Origin of the sequence: Herpetosiphon geysericola (assembly GCF_001306135.1) — a bacterium.
GTDB classification, from domain to species: Bacteria; Chloroflexota; Chloroflexia; order Chloroflexales; family Herpetosiphonaceae; genus Herpetosiphon; species Herpetosiphon geysericola.
On sequence record NZ_LGKP01000032.1, the window covers coordinates 36,799 to 54,575 of the forward strand.

Annotated in this window: 15 protein-coding genes; 5 read left to right on the forward strand and 10 right to left on the reverse strand. The window is 51.3% G+C overall.

The annotated features are described in order from the left end of the window. The first annotated feature begins 101 nt into the window (after positions 1-101). Positions 102-1,511, forward strand: coding sequence for a hypothetical protein (locus tag SE18_RS19975; RefSeq protein ID WP_054536239.1), 1,410 nt, complete (start codon positions 102-104; stop codon positions 1,509-1,511). A 49-nt stretch (positions 1,512-1,560) separates the two neighbouring features. On the opposite strand, the gene SE18_RS19980 is transcribed toward SE18_RS19975, so the two are convergent. Beyond that, on the reverse strand, positions 1,561-3,441 hold the full coding sequence (locus tag SE18_RS19980; protein WP_054536240.1) for a hypothetical protein: 1,881 nt from the start codon (positions 3,439-3,441) through the stop codon (positions 1,561-1,563). A gap of 652 nt (positions 3,442-4,093) precedes the next feature. Here SE18_RS19980 and SE18_RS19985 point away from each other — a divergent pair. Genes SE18_RS19985 through SE18_RS19995 form a run of 3 tightly spaced genes read left to right on the forward strand, consistent with a single transcriptional unit; the run spans position 4,094 to position 7,740 of the window. Continuing rightward, positions 4,094-4,831, forward strand: a complete 738-nt coding sequence (locus tag SE18_RS19985; RefSeq protein WP_054536241.1) for an alpha/beta hydrolase — start codon at positions 4,094-4,096, stop codon at positions 4,829-4,831. A gap of 33 nt (positions 4,832-4,864) precedes the next feature. Beyond that, a complete protein-coding gene (locus SE18_RS19990; RefSeq protein WP_054536242.1) occupies positions 4,865-6,910 on the forward strand; it encodes a glycosyltransferase family 39 protein in 2,046 nt (681 codons plus the stop codon). A 2-nt stretch (positions 6,911-6,912) separates the two neighbouring features. Next, positions 6,913-7,740 (forward strand): endo alpha-1,4 polygalactosaminidase, encoded by an 828-nt coding sequence (locus tag SE18_RS19995; RefSeq protein ID WP_054536243.1) that lies wholly within the window; start codon positions 6,913-6,915, stop codon positions 7,738-7,740. A gap of 49 nt (positions 7,741-7,789) precedes the next feature. Here SE18_RS19995 and SE18_RS20000 read toward each other — a convergent pair whose 3' ends face one another. From SE18_RS20000 to SE18_RS20010, 3 genes are all read right to left on the reverse strand, one after another. Then, a complete protein-coding gene (locus SE18_RS20000; RefSeq protein WP_054536244.1) occupies positions 7,790-8,161 on the reverse strand; it encodes a DUF983 domain-containing protein in 372 nt (123 codons plus the stop codon). 545 nt (positions 8,162-8,706) lie between these two features. Next, on the reverse strand, positions 8,707-10,872 hold the full coding sequence (gene recD2, locus SE18_RS20005) for an SF1B family DNA helicase RecD2 (protein WP_054536245.1): 2,166 nt from the start codon (positions 10,870-10,872) through the stop codon (positions 8,707-8,709). 124 nt (positions 10,873-10,996) lie between these two features. Further along, positions 10,997-12,304 (reverse strand): nuclease-related domain-containing protein, encoded by a 1,308-nt coding sequence (locus SE18_RS20010; RefSeq protein WP_054536246.1) that lies wholly within the window; start codon positions 12,302-12,304, stop codon positions 10,997-10,999. A gap of 155 nt (positions 12,305-12,459) precedes the next feature. Between SE18_RS20010 and SE18_RS20015 the strand changes: the two genes are divergently transcribed. Next, the gene (locus SE18_RS20015) at positions 12,460-13,239 is read left to right on the forward strand and encodes a type III pantothenate kinase (protein WP_054536247.1); all 780 of its coding nucleotides are present in this window, start codon (positions 12,460-12,462) and stop codon (positions 13,237-13,239) included. Between the two features lie 83 nt (positions 13,240-13,322). On the opposite strand, the gene SE18_RS20020 is transcribed toward SE18_RS20015, so the two are convergent. From SE18_RS20020 to SE18_RS20045, 6 genes are all read right to left on the reverse strand, one after another. After that, positions 13,323-14,558, reverse strand: coding sequence for a HAMP domain-containing protein (locus SE18_RS20020; RefSeq protein ID WP_054536248.1), 1,236 nt, complete (start codon positions 14,556-14,558; stop codon positions 13,323-13,325). A gap of 78 nt (positions 14,559-14,636) precedes the next feature. Beyond that, positions 14,637-14,876 (reverse strand): hypothetical protein, encoded by a 240-nt coding sequence (locus SE18_RS20025; protein ID WP_054536249.1) that lies wholly within the window; start codon positions 14,874-14,876, stop codon positions 14,637-14,639. A gap of 70 nt (positions 14,877-14,946) precedes the next feature. Next, positions 14,947-15,246 carry an AzlD domain-containing protein gene (locus SE18_RS20030; protein WP_054536250.1) on the reverse strand — a complete coding sequence of 100 codons (300 nt, stop codon included), beginning with the start codon at positions 15,244-15,246 and terminating at the stop codon, positions 14,947-14,949. Continuing rightward, the gene (locus SE18_RS20035; RefSeq protein ID WP_054536251.1) at positions 15,243-15,929 is read right to left on the reverse strand and encodes an AzlC family ABC transporter permease; all 687 of its coding nucleotides are present in this window, start codon (positions 15,927-15,929) and stop codon (positions 15,243-15,245) included. The genes SE18_RS20030 and SE18_RS20035 overlap by 4 nt, the downstream gene beginning before the upstream one ends. A 68-nt stretch (positions 15,930-15,997) precedes the next feature. After that, positions 15,998-16,852, reverse strand: a complete 855-nt coding sequence (locus SE18_RS20040; protein ID WP_054536252.1) for an alpha/beta fold hydrolase — start codon at positions 16,850-16,852, stop codon at positions 15,998-16,000. Between the two features lie 24 nt (positions 16,853-16,876). Next, positions 16,877-17,770 carry a DUF2085 domain-containing protein gene (locus SE18_RS20045; RefSeq protein ID WP_054536253.1) on the reverse strand — a complete coding sequence of 298 codons (894 nt, stop codon included), beginning with the start codon at positions 17,768-17,770 and terminating at the stop codon, positions 16,877-16,879. Positions 17,771-17,777 lie beyond the last annotated feature (7 nt).

Below are 17,777 nucleotides of genomic sequence, written 5' to 3' on the forward strand. Positions count from 1 at the left end.
CAAGTGACGATGGATGAAGGTCGCTTGGGCTTTAATCACATAAAGGTTTAGCCTGATCCTCTGTATTTTTTGAACTTCGCTTTGTTCAGTAGGAGGAATGTATGCAGCATGGACGACGTTGGTGTTCGGTGGTCGGCCTTTTGGCTCTAGTCCTTTTCCCCGTTATTATCCACGCCCAAGAACCACAAGCGATTCCCGCTAAGAATCAATTCAATCCGCCAGCCCATGATCCATTCGGTGTAACGACGACCAACCAAACAAACCCCAAGAGTTCTAACGAGCCAGATATTTATGGCGCTTTAGCCAGCGGCAGCGCTGCCCAATGCGGTAGTGGAATTACAAATTGGACAACGACCTCAGCTGCGTTGATTCCGATTGTCAGTTGTAGTTTGACCTTCTCGGAGCCTGGCTTTGTCTATCTGGCTGCTTCGGCCTCGCTTGGCATTGCTAGTGAAAGTAGCAGTTATGAAGCATACTTTCGGCTGGGTGTCGATAGCACCAGCGGCGATCCTGGCACTGAGCGTTGGCTCAATATTTATACCGACAGTAGCGATGGCACCGATAAAAACCTAGCGGTCTCAAAGATTGTTGGGGTTACGGCGGGAACCCATAATTTCTATTTTCTTGGTGCGCGCTTCTCAGCAAGCGGTACGGTCAATCTTTACAATCCAATTTTGAGTGTGCTCTATTTTCCAAATTCAAGTCCAATCAAAGCCTGTAACGCCAACCTCAATGGCAATTGGACAACCAGCAGCGAGACCTTAACCGAAATTAACAGTTGTAGCTTGAATTTACCCCAAGCTGGCCATGTTTACATGAACGCCAATGCCTCTGCTTCATTTGTCAATCAAGCCTACGAAGTTGAAACCCGCCTGGCAATTGATACAACCAACGTCGCCGGAAGCTATCGCTGGACAAATATTGAGAGCGATACAGGCGATGGGACTGATGAATCGGTGGCTACCAGCCAGCTGATGCCAGTGACCAGTGGCACGCATTCGTTTAAGTTCTTGGCAGGGCGCAGCGCTGGCACAGGCACGGTCAATTTGTTTGATCCTTCGTTGAGTATTATTTACTTTCCAGCAGGAGCAGTTAATGCAGTGCGCTGTGGTCAAGGCGGCGCTGGCAGCTGGAGCAACGCGATTAATACATTTTCGACCTTGGCTTCGTGTTCGATGCTCACTGGCAATGGCGTTGTATTTATGGATGGTAACGCCTCAGCAGGATTAAACAGCGCTAGCGGTGCTGCTTGGGAAGGCTTGTTCCGCTTCAGTATTGATGGGACTGGCCTAGCAACCACCGATCGCTGGATTAATGTCTATCCTGATAGCGGCGATGGCACTGATCGAGTGATCAATAGCCAAGGCTTAGCCTTGCTCTCCCAAGGTGTGCATAGTTTTGCCTTTACTGGCCGACTTTATGCAGGCACAGGCACTGCTCACGTCTATCGGCCAGCGCTGATTGTGCTTGCTTCGCCAACCAAGATTTTCATCCCAGCGGCAATTAAATAATCGGCTAAAAGTAAAACGGCTGAGGTGGTTGCCTCAGCCGTTTTTGTGTTTATTCGTCGTCAGCGTCGAAGTTGTTACTATCGTTGCTGGTTTCGTCTTCTGGTGGTGGGAAGTAAATGACTGCCGCTTCCTCGACGAGGAAATCTTGCTCTTCGGCCAATTCGCCCAGCAAATAGCTGCGGGTTGCTGGCCGTTGGACATTGACCCCCAAGAACAGATCATCGATGCTTAGCTCGAAGCCAGCGCGATCGCCTGGGCGTGGTTGGCCAACTTGCTCCAACACATAGCCAGCGGTTGTGGCTAAGCGGCGGCGTTCGCCCGACGTCAAGACCTTCATGTTCTTGAGCCGTGGCAAGCGTTCTTGGCTGGCAATCAAATCGTTATCAGCATCGCAGTAGAAATTGTGCTTAACGAAGGCATAGCGGCCTTTTTTATCGTCTTGTTGCAACAACTTCACTTCAGCGCCGCTGGTTTCTTCATATTGCAGCGTCCAAACACTTGGGTCATCGGTTGCCGAAAGCGTAATCAACGCGCCAGGCACCAAATGTTCCTTGAAGAAATCTTCGAGGCCATGCAACCAGCCACCGCGGTTGGCGGTTGGGTAGCGCAATTCAGCCAAGTAGAAACTATAGTGCTGTGGCGATTCGATCCGCAAAATGGCCGTGCGTTGTTCTGGCAACAATGGTTGTGGCAACAAGGCCTTCAAGGCTGCATCGTAGGGCAATACGCCGTATTCCCATTCGAAGAAGCTCAAGAAGCGGCTGAGTTGGCGATTTTGCTTAATATCAGCGGCGCTGGTTTGGCTCAAGCTATCATCGAATTGCGGAGTTTCTTCGAGGAAGCTATAAAACTGACCAAGCTCGCTGGTTTTCAAGCGTTTGGTGCCAACTGCTGGCAAGCCTTTGGCGCTCCACAAGCGTGCGCCTTGCACCCCAACAAACTCGAAATCTTTTTCGCGATTCAAGCGATAATTCAAGGCAAAGCGGAAGGTGACATAATCGTTATCGCGGGGATTTCGATAGTACACATCGCTCAAAATTGACGTATCGGGCATTGGCTCGCCTTGTTCCACGATATACTCGCGGATGCGGCGCAAATCGCCTTTGCTGAGAGTTGGGATATTTTCTTCAGCAAAATATTCATCACCAAAGGCCACAATCCGGCGCAATGGGTCATTATCGATTGCTTGCGATAAAGCTGCTTGAATGCTGTTGCCATGCTCGGCCAAAATTGCTTCGACCGATTGGGCAAAATCAAGTGCTTCGCCGTTTGGCAGAACCAACGAGGTTGAGTTGGCAACCGGAGCTGGAGCTGGCTTTTCAACAACGATTGTTGGCGCAACCGTGGCTGGCGCAGCTTCGACTGGTGCAACAACTTCTTCGAAGGTTTCATCCTCATCAGCGTCATCAGTGGGGCTAGCCAAGGCTGGCGTGATGGGATTGATAATTTCGCCTTCTTCGCCAGTTGTTGGCGAGCGTTGCTGCCAATAATCCGAGATAAAGACTGGCTCAATCGTGGTTAAAGCAGGGCGAGTACGGGTAATCACCACGCTCAAATCATCGATTGGCAAGGGATTTTCTGGCTCGTGCAGCCGTTTGGCAAAGCTATGGCGTGTATCGATTTGAGGCTCGGTGTAGTAGCCGAGGCGGGTTGTGGCATAGACCACTTGCTCGCCCTCGTCAATGCGCCGAAAAATTTGGCTATTGGCTTCAAGGGCGGCGCTGATGCTGGCTTCTAAGGCACTGGCATCAACCCCATCTTGGCTGGCGATAAACGCTGCAAGATTGGCTACGGTTTGGCGAACCGGAACATTTTCGGGAAAAAAGGCACTTTGCAGCATCATCACATTGAAGGCACGCTCAGCCAGCGTTTGCTGCTCGCTGCTACCATTCCATGTTGGTTGAGCCGGTGCATTGGTTGGACTACTCATCGCCCTTCCTCCTCAACCACCAGCGAGCGCAAAATTTCGACATATTTCGCGGTGATCGCTTCTAACGTTTGAGGCTGGTTGGATGTCCGCAACCATTGGATCAGACGTTCCAAGCCAGTTTCACCGAGTCGAATTGATTTAACATCAATTGGCATATCGGTCTGTGTTCTCCACCAAGCCCCAAATTGCTAGGGCATGGTTCTAATAAAGAGTCATTACAGTAGGCGCAAATGGTTATGACCCCATCTGGCGATGCGGTAACGGCTATTATACCATACAACCGCTGATTGCATGCGGAATCAAGCTAACACCACACCAACTCTGTTCGATGCTCTATGGGTACTGGTTCATCCCGTTAACCATCGCAGGGAAGGTTTTCTATCGATTCACCACCCTTCCGTCCCGCCTCAAGGCGGGAAACGCAGGGGGCTTTAATCCCCCTGCACCCCCTCAAGGACAATCCGCGACCAAACTGCATCCATTGATGAACCTGCGGATAGGTGGGGGACAGTAAAAACCGACCCTTGGAATGCTGCTGTTGTTAATCCAATAAACCAGTACATCTACGCTCTATGTTCTTTGCTCTATGTTCTCATCCTAGCGTATACATTGTGCGTAGAATGAAACTGAATCGCATTCAGGAGTTCGCGCTATGAGAATTATTAAACGGATTGCCCTTGGTTTGCTGACCATCATTGTGCTGTTCGGGCTTGGGTTTGTATTTTGGGCAAGTATGGCCGCAGAACCCATGTCTACCGCAACTGCGGCGTTGGTGTCTGATCAAACGGTTACGGTCACGCAGGGCGATTGGCTGATTTTTGAGCCAACAACTGCGCCAACCACTGGCTTTGTTTTTTATCCTGGGGCGCGGGTTGCCGCCGCCGCCTATGCGCCCATGGCCCACGAATTGGCCCAAGCTGGCTATCTGGTGGTGATTGTGCCAATGCCGCTAAATATGGCGATTTTTGGCGCGAATCGCGCCGATGCGGTGCTTGCAGCCTATCCCCAAATTGAACATTGGGCGATTGGTGGGCATTCGTTGGGTGGGGCGATGGCAGCCAAATATAGTTATGAACATGCCGAGGCCATCGATGGCCTGATTCTTTTGGCTGCGTACCCCACTGCTAGCAATAGTTTGGCCGATCGGCAGCTTGCCAGCGCCATGATTTATGCCAGCAACGATGGCTTGGCAACCTTGGAAGACATTGAAGCAGCCCGCCCGTTGATGCCTGCCACGACCAAGTGGGTCGAAATTCAGGGCGGTAACCATGCTCAATTTGGCTGGTATGGCGAGCAAGTAGGCGACTTGCCAGCCACAATCGACCATGCAGAGCAACACAAACAAACCGTCCAAGCTGCGCTAGACGTACTCCAACAACTTGATCAATAATGCTGCACGATCTTGAATAGGTTGGCTGATTGCATGGATGAGCGTTTTCGTTGGTGGCCGACAAGCAGTCGCTATCGACTCATATTAATTGTTTTGCTGGTTGGGGCGGCGGCGGTACGTTTGGGATTATGGCTCTTGCCAAGCCACCAACCAGCCAATGATGAAGTTGAATACCTCGCGGTCGCCCGCGATTTGTTGGCTGGCAATGGCTGGCGTTTTTACGCTTCGTATCCATGGTTGCGTGCGCCGCTGTACCCATTGTATTTGGCTGCAACCCTCTGGCTGAGCAATAACGATCCCCAAATTGCGCTCTTGTTTAATATCGGGCTGAGCCTCTTCCACGTGTGGTTGTTGTGGTTGCTTGGGCGCGAATGGGCTGGCGATCAGGCCAAAGCAGAAAAAGTTGGTCTTTGGACAGCTGGCTTGGCAAGCGGTTTGCTGACCTTCGCTACCTTCGCCAATTTATGGATGAGCGAAACGCTGTGGAATGTGCTATGGGCTAGCAGTTTGTTGCTGATTTTGCGTTGGCAACGCAGCAAGCAATTGCGTTTTGCGTTGTTCGCAGGCTTGACAATTGGCCTAACAATTTTGACCCGCTCATTGCCAATGGCCTTTTTGCCAGTGCTGCTTGGCTGGATGTGGTGGAATTGGCGGAGTTGGCGCAGTGTGCAGCATGGCTTGGCCTTGGGCTTGGTCACCTGCGCGGTGATTGCGCCATGGTCGCTGCGCAATTGGCTAGCCTATGGGCGCCTCATTACGGTCGAAACAGGCTTTGCCTATAATCTTTGGGCCTTCAGCGAGCCGCCGCTTGAGCTAAGCGAAATCAACACCATCCTTGCGGCGATTCCCAATCCTGCTGAGCGCGCCGATTATGCTTCGGCCCGTGGCCGCGAGTTGTTGGCGGCTGATCCAAGTATTTTGGCCCGCAAACCATGGACAAATACCGTCTATTTGTGGCGCATCAAGCCGATTGAAGATCGCTTTTTGCAAGCCAATTATTATAGCGACGTTGCTTTGCCCTACCTGCTTGTGGCTTTGATTTTCGATGATTTTTGGTATATCGCTTGCGTAATTTTGGCGCTGTGGGGCTTTGGGCGTGCGCCGCGTGATGATCGTTGGTGGTTGGGATTGCTGTGGGTTGGCTATATCGTTGGCAGCACAATGTTTACCCATGGCGAGGCCCGTTATCGCCAGTTTTTCTGGCCAATTATGCTGATTTATGCAGCATTTTGTTTAGCAAAAGTACGCATCACTACGCCAATTTGGCAACGCTTGGCAGCAACTGCGCTTGGGTTGATTATTGGTTGGGTGATTATCGATCATTCGCCGTGGCAATTGCTGCAACAACAAGTTCAGCGTGGTTGGTGGCATTGGCGTGCAGATCAAGCGCTTGCTGCTGGCGATTTGCCCCAAGCAGAGGCTGCAAGTTTAAAGGCACTCAACACATTGCCCTCAGCAGATAGTTGGTTGGCCTTTGCCGATATCAAAACTCAATTTGGCCAACCAGATGCAGCCCTCGAAGCCTATATTGCCGCAACCAATCACAATCACGATTATCCTTTGGCCCATTATCGCCTAGGCAAATATCTGCTTGAACGCGGCGACCAAACTGCTGCCAGCAACGCATGGGCCAATCAGTATGTTGATAGCAGCAGTTTGCTGGCGACGGCGTGGCAGGCAGCCGATCGGCCAGCTGAGCATTGGCTTGACGTGGGCGCTGGCTTGGATATTGGCTTAATTGATGGCTTTTATCCAGCTGAAAGCTTGGCCGAGAGCACTGCGCGCTGGTCGATGGCCAAGGCCAAGCTTCGTTTGCCAGCTGGTAAAGCAACAATGTTACGTTTACGCTTGTCTAATCCACGGCCTATCGATGCCCCAGCGGCCAAACTGGGCATTTGTGTTGCGGCTACCCAGTGTGTTCAGTTCGACGAGCTTGGGGCTGAGTGGCGAGTATTCCACGTGCCGCTCGCTGCTAGCCAGCATGAACGGCAAATTGAAATTTTGGCCCAACCATGGCAACCTGCGAGCGACCAACGTCAGCTTGGGATTGTGCTCGATTGGGTCGAAGTAGTGAGGTAACGATGCGTCGCTCTTGGTTAATTGGGCTTGGCTTGGGGTTGATCTTGGTAACGGTGCTTTTCGCGCGGCCACTGAGCCAACGAGCATTTTTGCCAATTGCCCAACGCAATGCGTGGTGGCAACCAGCGGTTAATTCAACCATGCAATTGCAATTTAGTGGCATGCCGCTTGATCTTTCCCATGCCGTAACCGTCTATGATGTGGATTTGTTTGATACGAGCAGCGCAACTGTGAGCCAATTGCAGAGCCAAGGCCGCAGAGTCGTGTGCTATATCAATGTTGGCGCGTGGGAAGATTGGCGAGCAGATGCGAATGCTTTTCCAAGCAGCGTGTTGGGCAACGATTACGAGGGCTGGCCTGGCGAAAAATGGCTTGATATTCGCCAAATTGAGCTGCTTGCGCCGATTATGCGCGCACGGATGGATGAATGCAAAAGCAAAGGCTTTGATGGCATCGAGCCAGATAACATCAATGGCTATCAAAACCCAACTGGTTTTAGCCTGAACGCCAACGATCAATTGGCCTATAATCGTTGGCTGGCCAACGAAGCCCATAGCCGTGGCTTATCGATTGGATTAAAAAACGATTCCGAGCAAGTTGACGAGTTGTTGGCGTATTACGATTGGGCCTTAACCGAGGATTGTTTTGATCAAGGCTGGTGTGGCGAATTAAGCCCATTTATTGCTGCTGGCAAGCCAGTTTTTGCCATTGAATACACTGATACTGGGGCGCAAACCAGCCAATTTTGCCCTCAAGCCCGCCAATTGGGCATTAATGCCATGCTCAAGCATCGTGAGCTTGATGCCTATCGCGTCGGCTGTGAACAATAGCAATGGTGCGGGATAATGAATGTTCATCCCGCACCATTCCTCCTTTATTTTAGCCGCGTTCGTCTTTGCCAGTTTCAAGGTCGCCAGTTGCAACCATGAGGCCCAGCCATAGGCCACGGGCAAAGCGATAAAAGATGATATGAAAAATCGACATGACAACCAGCAAGGCCAATAAGCCCATCATCAGCTGGTCGCTGGCATAAATTACCAAGAAAATGCCGCCAATAAAGCCCAAAAAGATGGTGAGCACAATGTTAATGCCCATTGCCCCAGTGCTTTGATTGCCCGTGGCTTCGTAGCCAACGCCGCAAACGCTACAATTTGGGTGAATATCGTAATAACTGCGAAACAGTTTACCCTTGCCGCACAACGGGCAACGCCCAATAAAGCCACGCAGCATTGCTAAAAGAAAGTTTCCCATACTATTCCTTAATGATGTGACAACGCTGGCACATCGTTCACTACTTCAGTTAAGGGCATTATACGCCCCAAACTCCAAGCAAAAGCTAAAAACAGGCCCTAAATCGACTGATCCTGTTTAGCATACGTGATTCTTGGGCTTTGTCTATCGAGTTTAGAGCGGAGTTGATCCACGAAGAGCACGAAGCGCACGAAGGTTGAAACCGCGAAGGACGCGAAGATCACGAAGCACATTTTTTCGCCACAGATTGCCCAGATTATTTTTGATTAGGTTCTTCCTAGCCACGAATTCCACGAATTGCACTAATGATTAGATTATTTTAGCCACAGATTGCCCAGATTGTTTTGATTATGCTTTCAATAGCCAAGAGCCTAGAGCCAATAGCCATACTTCCCTCTGCGCCTCTGGGTTAAAAACGTGATCGATGAAGCATACAACGGCTTTATTATTTCGCTACAGATTCCACAGATTATTTTGATTTTTGCCTTCTGCCTTTATGCTCTATGTTCTATGCTCTATGTTCTGTTGGCTTTATGCTCTATGTTCTATGCTCTATGTTCTGTAACCCGCTGCATCAGCCCAGTGATGCGTTGGACACTGCGGCGCTGGGCAATGGCAAACTCGACCGCCTGCCAATCGCCAGTCAAAATGACCAATTGGCGGGCGCGGGTAATTGCCGTATATAGCAAAGGTCGATTGAGCAGCACATTGTAATAGCGTAGCATTGGCACAATCACCACCGGGTATTCCGAGCCTTGGGCTTTATGGACGCTAATTGCATAGGCCAAGGCCACTTCATCAAATTCATTCCATTGATAGACCACCGTGCGCGTATCATCGAAATAGACGCTGACGGTGCGTTCATCGTGGTCGATGCTTTGAATCAGCCCCAAATCGCCGTTGCTCACATCGAGATCATAATTGTTGCGGGTCTGAATCACCCGATCGCCTTCGCGAAACAGGGTTCCTGCAAGAGTTGCTTCTTGCAGATTTGGCTTGGCCGGATTGAGCGCTGCTTGCAGTTGGCTATTAAGTTCGAGCACACCAGCTGCGCCGCGATGGGTTGCCGCCAACACTTGAATATCGCGCAAGGGATCGAATTGGGGAAACTGGCGCGGAATACGGGTTGTCAACAACTCAACGATCATCGCGCTACATTCAGCAGGATTGCTGCGCGGAAACCAATAGAAATCGCCGCGATTGACACTCGGCAGTTGGCCTTGATTGATAGCGTGGGCATTGGTAATAATTTGGCTATCGGCTGCTTGGCGAAAAATCGTATCCAAATGCACGGTTGTGATGCTGTTGCTCGCCAATAAATCGCGCAGCACCGCGCCAGCCCCAACCGCTGGCAATTGATCGGGGTCGCCAACCAAAAGCAAATGAGTGGTTGGCGCCAAAGCCTTAACCACATGATGCGCCAACAAAATATCGAGCATTGAAGTTTCGTCAATGACCACCAAATCGGCGGCTAAGGGATTGTGCTCATTGCGGCCCCAGCGGTCGTTGCCAGCGCCGCCAGCATATTCCAAGGTGCGATGCAGCGTGGCTGCTGGATGATTGGTCGTTTCGCTGAGGCGGCGGGCAGCGCGACCAGTGGGCGCGGCCAAAATTGTGCGCAAACCTACCTGTTGCAACAAAGCCAAAATCGCCTGCACCGTTGTTGTTTTGCCAGTCCCAGGCCCGCCAGTCAGTAACACTACTTTTGAACGCAATACGGCGAGCACTGCTTCTGCTTGGCGTTCGCTTAAATCGAAATTGGCGTTATGCAACTGGCGCAGAATAATGGCATCGCTTTGCTGCTTGAAACGCAGTTGAATTGCGCTGGGCAATTGTTGCAAGCGTCGCAAATTGGCGGCCAACTCGGTTTCTGCATGGTAATAAGCTGGCAAATAAACCAAATCGCCATCGAGCACCAACAAGACCGCTTCGGTGGCAAGCGCCAATTGTTCAGCAATCAAGTTACGCGGCAATTCCAAAATGGCTTGGGTTTGTTCGATTAATGCTGCTTGAGGTAGGGCGCAATGGCCTTCGCTGTTAGCAACTGTGCCGAGGGTATAGCGCAAGCCAGCAATCACCCGACTTGGCGCATCGCGAGCTACGCCTAAGGCTTGGGCAATTTGGTCGGCGCTTGGAAAGCCAATGCCTTCAATTTCCAAGGCAAGCCGATAGGGGTCGTGCTGTACAATGTGGCTGGCTTGCTCACCGTAATGGCGAAAAATTCGCAACGCCAAACCTGTGGTCAGCCCAACTGCTTGGCCTAGCTCCAACAAGGCCTTGATGGAGCGTTGCTCTTGCCAGGCGGCGATAATTGCAGCGATTTTCTTGGTGCCCAAGCCTTTGACCTCGCGCAAGCGTTCGGGCGTTTGGTCGAGCACATCGAGAGTTGCTTCGCCAAAAGTGTCGGCAATGCGTTGGGCATTGACTGGGCCGATGCCAGGTAGCAAACCAGAAGCCAAGTAGCGCACAATGCTTTCGTTGCCAGTTGGGCGGGTGGTTTGATAGCTGCTGACCTCAAATTGCCGCCCATGGGTGCGATGCTCAGTCCATTCGCCTTCGAGCTGCAAACTTTCGCCCACTTGCACATCGGGCAAGCGCCCAACAATCGTGATCACACTGCGCTGGCCTTGGGCTTTCAAACGCGCCACGGTATATCCCGTTTCTTCCGAGCGATAGGTGATGCGTTCTAAGTTGCCAGTTAGTTGCGCCATAGTAAAGTCAAAAGGCAAAAGTCTTCACTTCGTGATCTTCGCGTCCTTCGTGGTTTCAGGCTTCGTGCCCTTCGTGCCCTTCGTGGATCAATAATCCAAATCCTATGTTCTATGCTCTCTGTTCTCACTTCTTCGGTACTTGCACCGTCCACAATTGGCCGCCAAATGGCTCGTTGAGCAATTCGATGGTTAAAGTATTGGCATTTGAATTGACTGAGCGTGGAATCGTTGCCGTGCCAGTGCTCATTTTGCCGTTGCGCACGCGAATAGTTTGGCGTTCTTCGCGCAAACGATAGACAATCCCGCTGGTATCGCTGACCGCAATATTATTATTCGTTAGGCCCAATTGCACAATTCCCGGGGTGGTATTTTGCACGCTCCAATGCAGCACGATCTGATCAGCGCAAAATTGCACCCGATCAAGGGTTACTGCCACATAGGCCTCTTCGCTGGCGCGACTATCGATCGTATACCATTGATAGGAAACAGGATCACGGGCTTTGCGAATGGTCTGGCCAAAGGTGGTGATACAGCCGCTTGGCGTTGGCGAAGCCGCCGGAACTGGAATTGTGCCATAGATCTCAGGCGTTGGTGCATTTGAGATAATCGTAATATTGCGGCCCTGCACCAGCACCAAAATCAACAAGAGCGAAATAACCGCCCAACCTAATACATTGAAGCGGGTGCGCAGCGAACTATCGCGCACCCGTTGTTGCCAGGTTTTGGGCAATGCTGGCTCGATAACTGGCTCTGGCACAACAATTGGCTCAGGCACGATAACTGGCGGCGGCGGATCAGAAGGCGTGTCATCCCACGCGGGCATGACCCCAGCCACCAATTGATTAACCTCTTCCCAGATCGAGCAATTCAGCAAACGCGGAATCTTGAGCATTTCCTCGTCGGTGAAGCTAATTTCGTCGGTGCGCTCAGTCACTAAGTGGGTTGGTAATTCATCTAAGCCCTTGACATTGACCCGCCAATCGAGATTAATTTCCGAGCCACGCTCCAAAATAGGCGAAATTACGATCAGGCGTTTGCATGCGCGAAAATCGGTTTGGCTGGCCTTTTGCTCCGACATAATTTCGTGCTGATGGTCGTGCAAGAAATTCCGCACCGCGTAGTAATAGGCAATCACTTGATTGTAGGGATTTTTGCGGCCTTGATTGAGCCATTTGACCGAACCTGAGCTACTGACAACCTTCCAGCGCCCATTGACCGAGCCATAAACCTTGCCATCGCAGTGCTTCATTTCGACAATAAAGACTGCATCGTTCTTTAACACCACAAGGTCAATGGTATGGCCACCGACGCTAAAATTCGCCAGCATGACATATAGGCCTTCCAAGCGGTCGAGACCGTTGGCTAAGGCAATAATTGCTTTGCGCTCATTGGGGTGTTCGGGCTTTTCGCCAATCCAAACTTGAACGGCCACGGGTACGCTCCCTAGCCAAAAAAGAGCTAATTCTGTGCTTATATTATCATTGTTTCGTTGCTGCGTGCATTGACGAATTGTTAAAAATAGTTGAAAAAGCAAAAGTATGCAATAATGGATTGGATTTTTGATTCACGCTGATGTGGAAAAGCAACATGTTAATTACGATTGATATTGGCAATACGAATAGCAAAATCGCCGCATGGGATGGCGATCAGATGGTGGCGCATTGGCGGTTATCGACCCAACGCCAAAAATTAACCGATGAATATGCGGTTTTGGTGCGCAGTTTGTTTGAGCTGCGGGGCATCTCGATTAATCAGATTGAGGGTTGTGCAATTTCGTGCGTTGTGCCGCCATTAACCAGTGTTTTTAGCGAATTGAGCCGCACCTATTTGAATGTTGAGCCAGTGGTCATTGGCCCAGGCATCAAAACTGGTATGCGTTTGTTGATCGACACGCCGCGCGAACTTGGCGCTGATCGGGTTGCCAACTCGGTAGCTGCCTTTCGCCGCTACGGCGGGCCAGTGATTGCAATTGCCTTTGGCACAGCAACAGCATTCGATGTGATTTCTGCTGAAGGCGATTATATTGGTGGGGCAATTGCACCTGGGATTGGCATCTCTGCTGATGCGTTGTTTCGGGCTGCCGCTAAGCTCTATCACGTCGAATTAGCCCGCCCGCCACGAGTGATTGGCAAAAACACCTCGCACTATATGCAATCGGGGATTGTTTTGGGCTATGCGGGTTTAGTTGAAGGCTTGGTTACGCGCATGTGGCAGGAGCTTGGCGCGCGTGGCACGGTGGTGGCAACTGGCGGCCAAGCAGAAGTTATCGCCGATATTATTGCTGGCGAAACTCATGTGATCGATCACGTTGATCCATGGCTTACTCACGAAGGCCTGAAGATGATTCACGCCATGAATCGCCAATAAGTGCCCGATTAAATCAGCCCATGGTTTGTGTTGCAGCCTGCGCAGAGCAGAAGCACCAACCATGGGCTGATTGTTTTGATTGCTTAACTATGGCGTTCGGCGTAGGCAATGCCTGCTTGCAAGGTCGCCTCAACCACCAAACTATTGAAATTCATGCCGGTGGAAACGAGCGCTTGGGCAACTTCTGGCCGAATGCCAACCAACATTGGCTCGCTGCCCAATAGCCGCACGCTATCGATCAGCTCTGAGAAGGCTTGGCTGACCAAATTGTCAATTACTGGCACGCCCGTAACATCGATAATAATCCAGCGCGGGCGGTCGCTTGAGATGCGGCCAAGCACGTTGGTTTGTAAGGTTTTAAGCCGTTGTGGGCCTAGTTCGCCAATTAATGGCACAACCAACATGCGCTTGCCAACAGGCAAAATCGGCACACTCATTGAGCGAATAATTGCCCGTTGATTTTGAATCGTTTCGAGTTGGGCGGCTGCATCGCTGCGGGCAGTTTCGGCCTCGTTGCGCGCTTGATCGACGCGTTCAACCTGATCGCGTAAGGCTTGTTGCTCGCTGTTGATACTATCGAGCAAATGGTTGAAGGCCACCACCACATCGCCAATTTCATCGAGGCGCTTGACCTCGGCCCGTTGCTGATAATCGCCAGCAGCCACGGTTTGGGCAGTTTGTTGCAATGCGCGAATTGGCTTGAACACCATATATTGAAATAAGATCATCAGCCCGATCAGCGCTAAAAGGGCAATTCCCCCAAGCACATTCATATAGCGCAAGGGGTTGTTGGAGATATTGGCGCGGCGTTGAACGCCCTCATCGGTGACTAAATCGCGGTACGCTTTGAAGCGGGTATCGAAGGATAAATTCAAATCGCGCACTTGGTCGAAGCGGCGCTCAATCACACGGGGATCATCGGTAGCAGCTTTATCGATAAAAAGTTGCGTATCTTCAATAATCGATTGGACTGAACGGCGCAGCGCAACATACGATTCTTGGGTTGGCTGATTGGTGTCGCCAGTCAAGCCATCCATCACGCCAATCAGGCGTTCAGTTTCGCGCACCCAGCCAGTCCGCGAGAGCAAGTATTGATCATCCTTGGTTTGTAAAAAGGCTAGTGTATTTTGGGTAACGCCTTGAGCGCTAGTTTGCAACCGCAGCAATGAATCGAGCTGCGGAATCGTTTGATCGATCAGCGCCTCGACATCAGTGCGATACTTACCCAGTGACCAGCGGGCAATGAGATTGGCACTGCCCACCACAATCACCAGAATGATCAGGCCCAAGCCAAAACGTTGACGAATCGATGAACGCATAATGCCTCAGTGTAAATAGTGTTGATACGATCAATGCGATTATGCTGTTGTTGATTCGTTGAGCGTTGCAACAATGGCTTATAACACCATTTGGGCGGCCCGCCCCGCAACTAGGAAGCAAAACAGCGCAACGGCGACTGTCCAACCGACCCCACCCAAAACTGCTCCTACGCGTGCGCCGACACTAGGCCGAGCTTCAATTAAGCGTGGAATAATTTCCTTGGTTAGGGTGCGATAGCCTGTCGCTAACAAAACGGCTCCAAGCACAAGATGCGCTAAGCCAAAGCCTAAAATGCCGAGATTGCCAATCAGCTGCATATTGTGTCGTCTCCTTTGTCGATCAAGGATGCTGCCTCTCTATTCTACGGGAGAACTGCCCGACCTGCAACTAATTGAGCAGCAAAAACACGATAAATCCAGCAACTAGGGTTGGTATTACTTGACGGCTATACCAAGCTACAATGATCGCAATTGCCCCAGCTGCCATTTTGGGATTAATCAGATCAATCTGCTGATTGCTAATCGCTAAATCACTGGCAATAATCGCCGCCAACACTGCCGCTGGCACAAAGCGCAGGCCGCGCTGAATGATTGCTGGAAAGTCGGCGTTATTCAGCAGCCCAATGAACGAATAGCGAATCCCAAAGGTGATCACGCCAATCACCACAATCGTGAGCCACAGACTCATGCTTGCTTCCCTTCAATCGCTAAGCCAACCCCAATGCCCACGACTGCCGCTGCCATTAAATCGAGTTTGTAGGGCAAACCAGATGCAAGCACCGCCACGCTGGCCCCAGTTACCGCCGCAGCAATCAGCGCTTTATCACGCAAGATTGGAACCACAATGCCAATGAATGTGAGCGCCGCCGCAATATCCAAGACTGGCATAGGCGGCAGTTGACTGCCAACCAAAATACCAATTGCTGTGCTGATTTGCCATGAGATCCAGAGCATAAAGCCAGCCCCAAAAAAGAACCAATGACCATGTTCAGGGTCGTTGCGTTCTTGATAGTTGGTAATCGCCACCGCATAGGCTTCGTCGGTCAGCAAATAGGCCAACAGTACCTTCCACCAGCGGCTGAGCGGTTGCACATACGGCGCAAGCGAGGCGCTATACAAGGCATGGCGTAAATTGACCACCGTCGATGTGAGAATAATCGCCAGATTGGGCGAAAATGCACCAAACATTTGGGCAATAATCATTTGTGAGGAGCCGCCAAATACAATCGTCGACATAGCTTGAATGAACCATGGCGATAAGCCAAGTTTTAATGCAGTTACCCCATAAATAATCCCAAACGGAATTCCGCCAATAATAATTGGTAGCTCGGCTTTGGCTCCGGCCAACCATGCTCGGTACTTTGGCTGCATGCACGCTTCCTCAGCTAAAAAAAGAAGCAGGCTGTGCGACCAGCCTGCTCAACAATCATGCCATATCCTTAGAGACTTTGCAGAAACGCCGTGACTCCTTGGCTGGCTAGCTCTGGCTGCTCGATGAAATAGCAATGACCGCTCCCAGGGATTAACTGGAATTCTGCATTGGGCAGCAAATATGCCAGCAATCGCCCGTTGCCAATTGGCACCAAGGCATCTGCATCGCCATGTTGCACCAGCGTTGGGTGTTGAAGCTTGGGCAGGCGCTCGATCGTGCTGTGATTCATAATTGCGCTCCATTGGCCCATAAAGCCATGCGCTGGGCCATGATTGCGCATCCCAACCTCGATATATTCTTCGATGACATCGGGATGGGCGGCAACAAAGGCCGGAGCAAAATTAAAGCGTACGCTATCGTGCATCACTTGCTCCGCGCTTTTTTGGGTTCCGCTGAGCATCAATTCCAATACCCAAGCTTCTGGGGCAAGGTTGCTCGCTTCGGCCTGAAACTCGGCGGGCAGGGTTGGAATAGCGCTTGGGTCGTTGGTGGAGTGCGAGAGCGTACAACCCAAGACCAAGCCTTGCACTCGTTCTGGGTAATTCAGCGCCACATGTTGGGCGATCATCCCGCCCATTGAAACGCCCCAAACGTGGGCGCGCTCGATGCCAAGATGATCAAGCAAGCCAATGGCATCGGCGGCGAAATGCTCCATGCTATAGGCGGTGAAATCAGTTGGGGCAGTAGTTTGGCCGACCCCACGATTATCGAAATAAATCACTTGAAAATGGTCAGTTAAGAATGGCAACTCTTTGCGCCAGCCATCGAGCGTGCCGCCCAAACCCATAATTAACAGTAAGGGTGCGCCGTTTCCAGCGACTTCATAATTGAGCGTAATGCCATTAATTGCAGCCTGTGGCATGCCAAGATACCTCCAAAAAATTCACTAAGCCACTGAGCGTTCCATGATGATTCGCAGCCACGCCAATAAGCCAAATTCAATTGCCGTCATCACACAGGCAACCATTGCTGGGCGGGCCAGTTGGGTCAAGCGCACAACCGTATTTTCGCTGCGGGTAATCATCGCAATAATCATAATATTGACGATAAACATCACGCTGAGAATGCCCACTGTGCTGAAGATTGCCAATGGATAGGCGATAAACGGCGAGGCCAGTTGGGTCAGCACAAACAGACAAATCGCTACCGCCACCAAAATTGCGTAATCGCGCCACCCGCCAATAATTCGTTGGTCGGTGCGGGCGTTGGCGCGCACGCTAATGTTGAAGGCAAATAAGATCATCGTGCCCATGCTAATGCCCATCGCCAAGCCAGAGAGAATGCGCAAGATTGGCTGCGGTGTGTAGAGATTGTAGTTGCCAATATCAAGCAGCAGCGAGTTAAAGCCATCGCTGCCCATCCAGCCAACGCTCAGAATCAGCACAATCCCAATGGCCAAGGGTGGCAATTTGGCGGCGCGGCCACGGCCCATCGCAACCAAGGTGATAATCGTCGCCAAAAAGCCGCTATATAAGCCAGTATTGCGCTGACAGAGCGGCATCATCGTGCCGCCAAGGCTTAAGGTATGTTCCTTGGAGCAAACGCCATGCACCACCCAGCTGAGTTTTTCGGTGAATCCACCAGGAATCAAAAACAGGCCAGCGATGGTCAAGGTCAACAAGACGCCGAGCAAGCCCCATAAGGCTGGGCGTTCATCGCGCTCTGGCAGCGGTTTGGGCTTCCGTGCTTCTTGCACCAGCACTTCGCGCTCGGCTTTGCGGGCTTCAACTTGCTGCTTGGCCTTTTCAAGCACTAAACGATTGAGATCACGGTCATTCATGATCGGG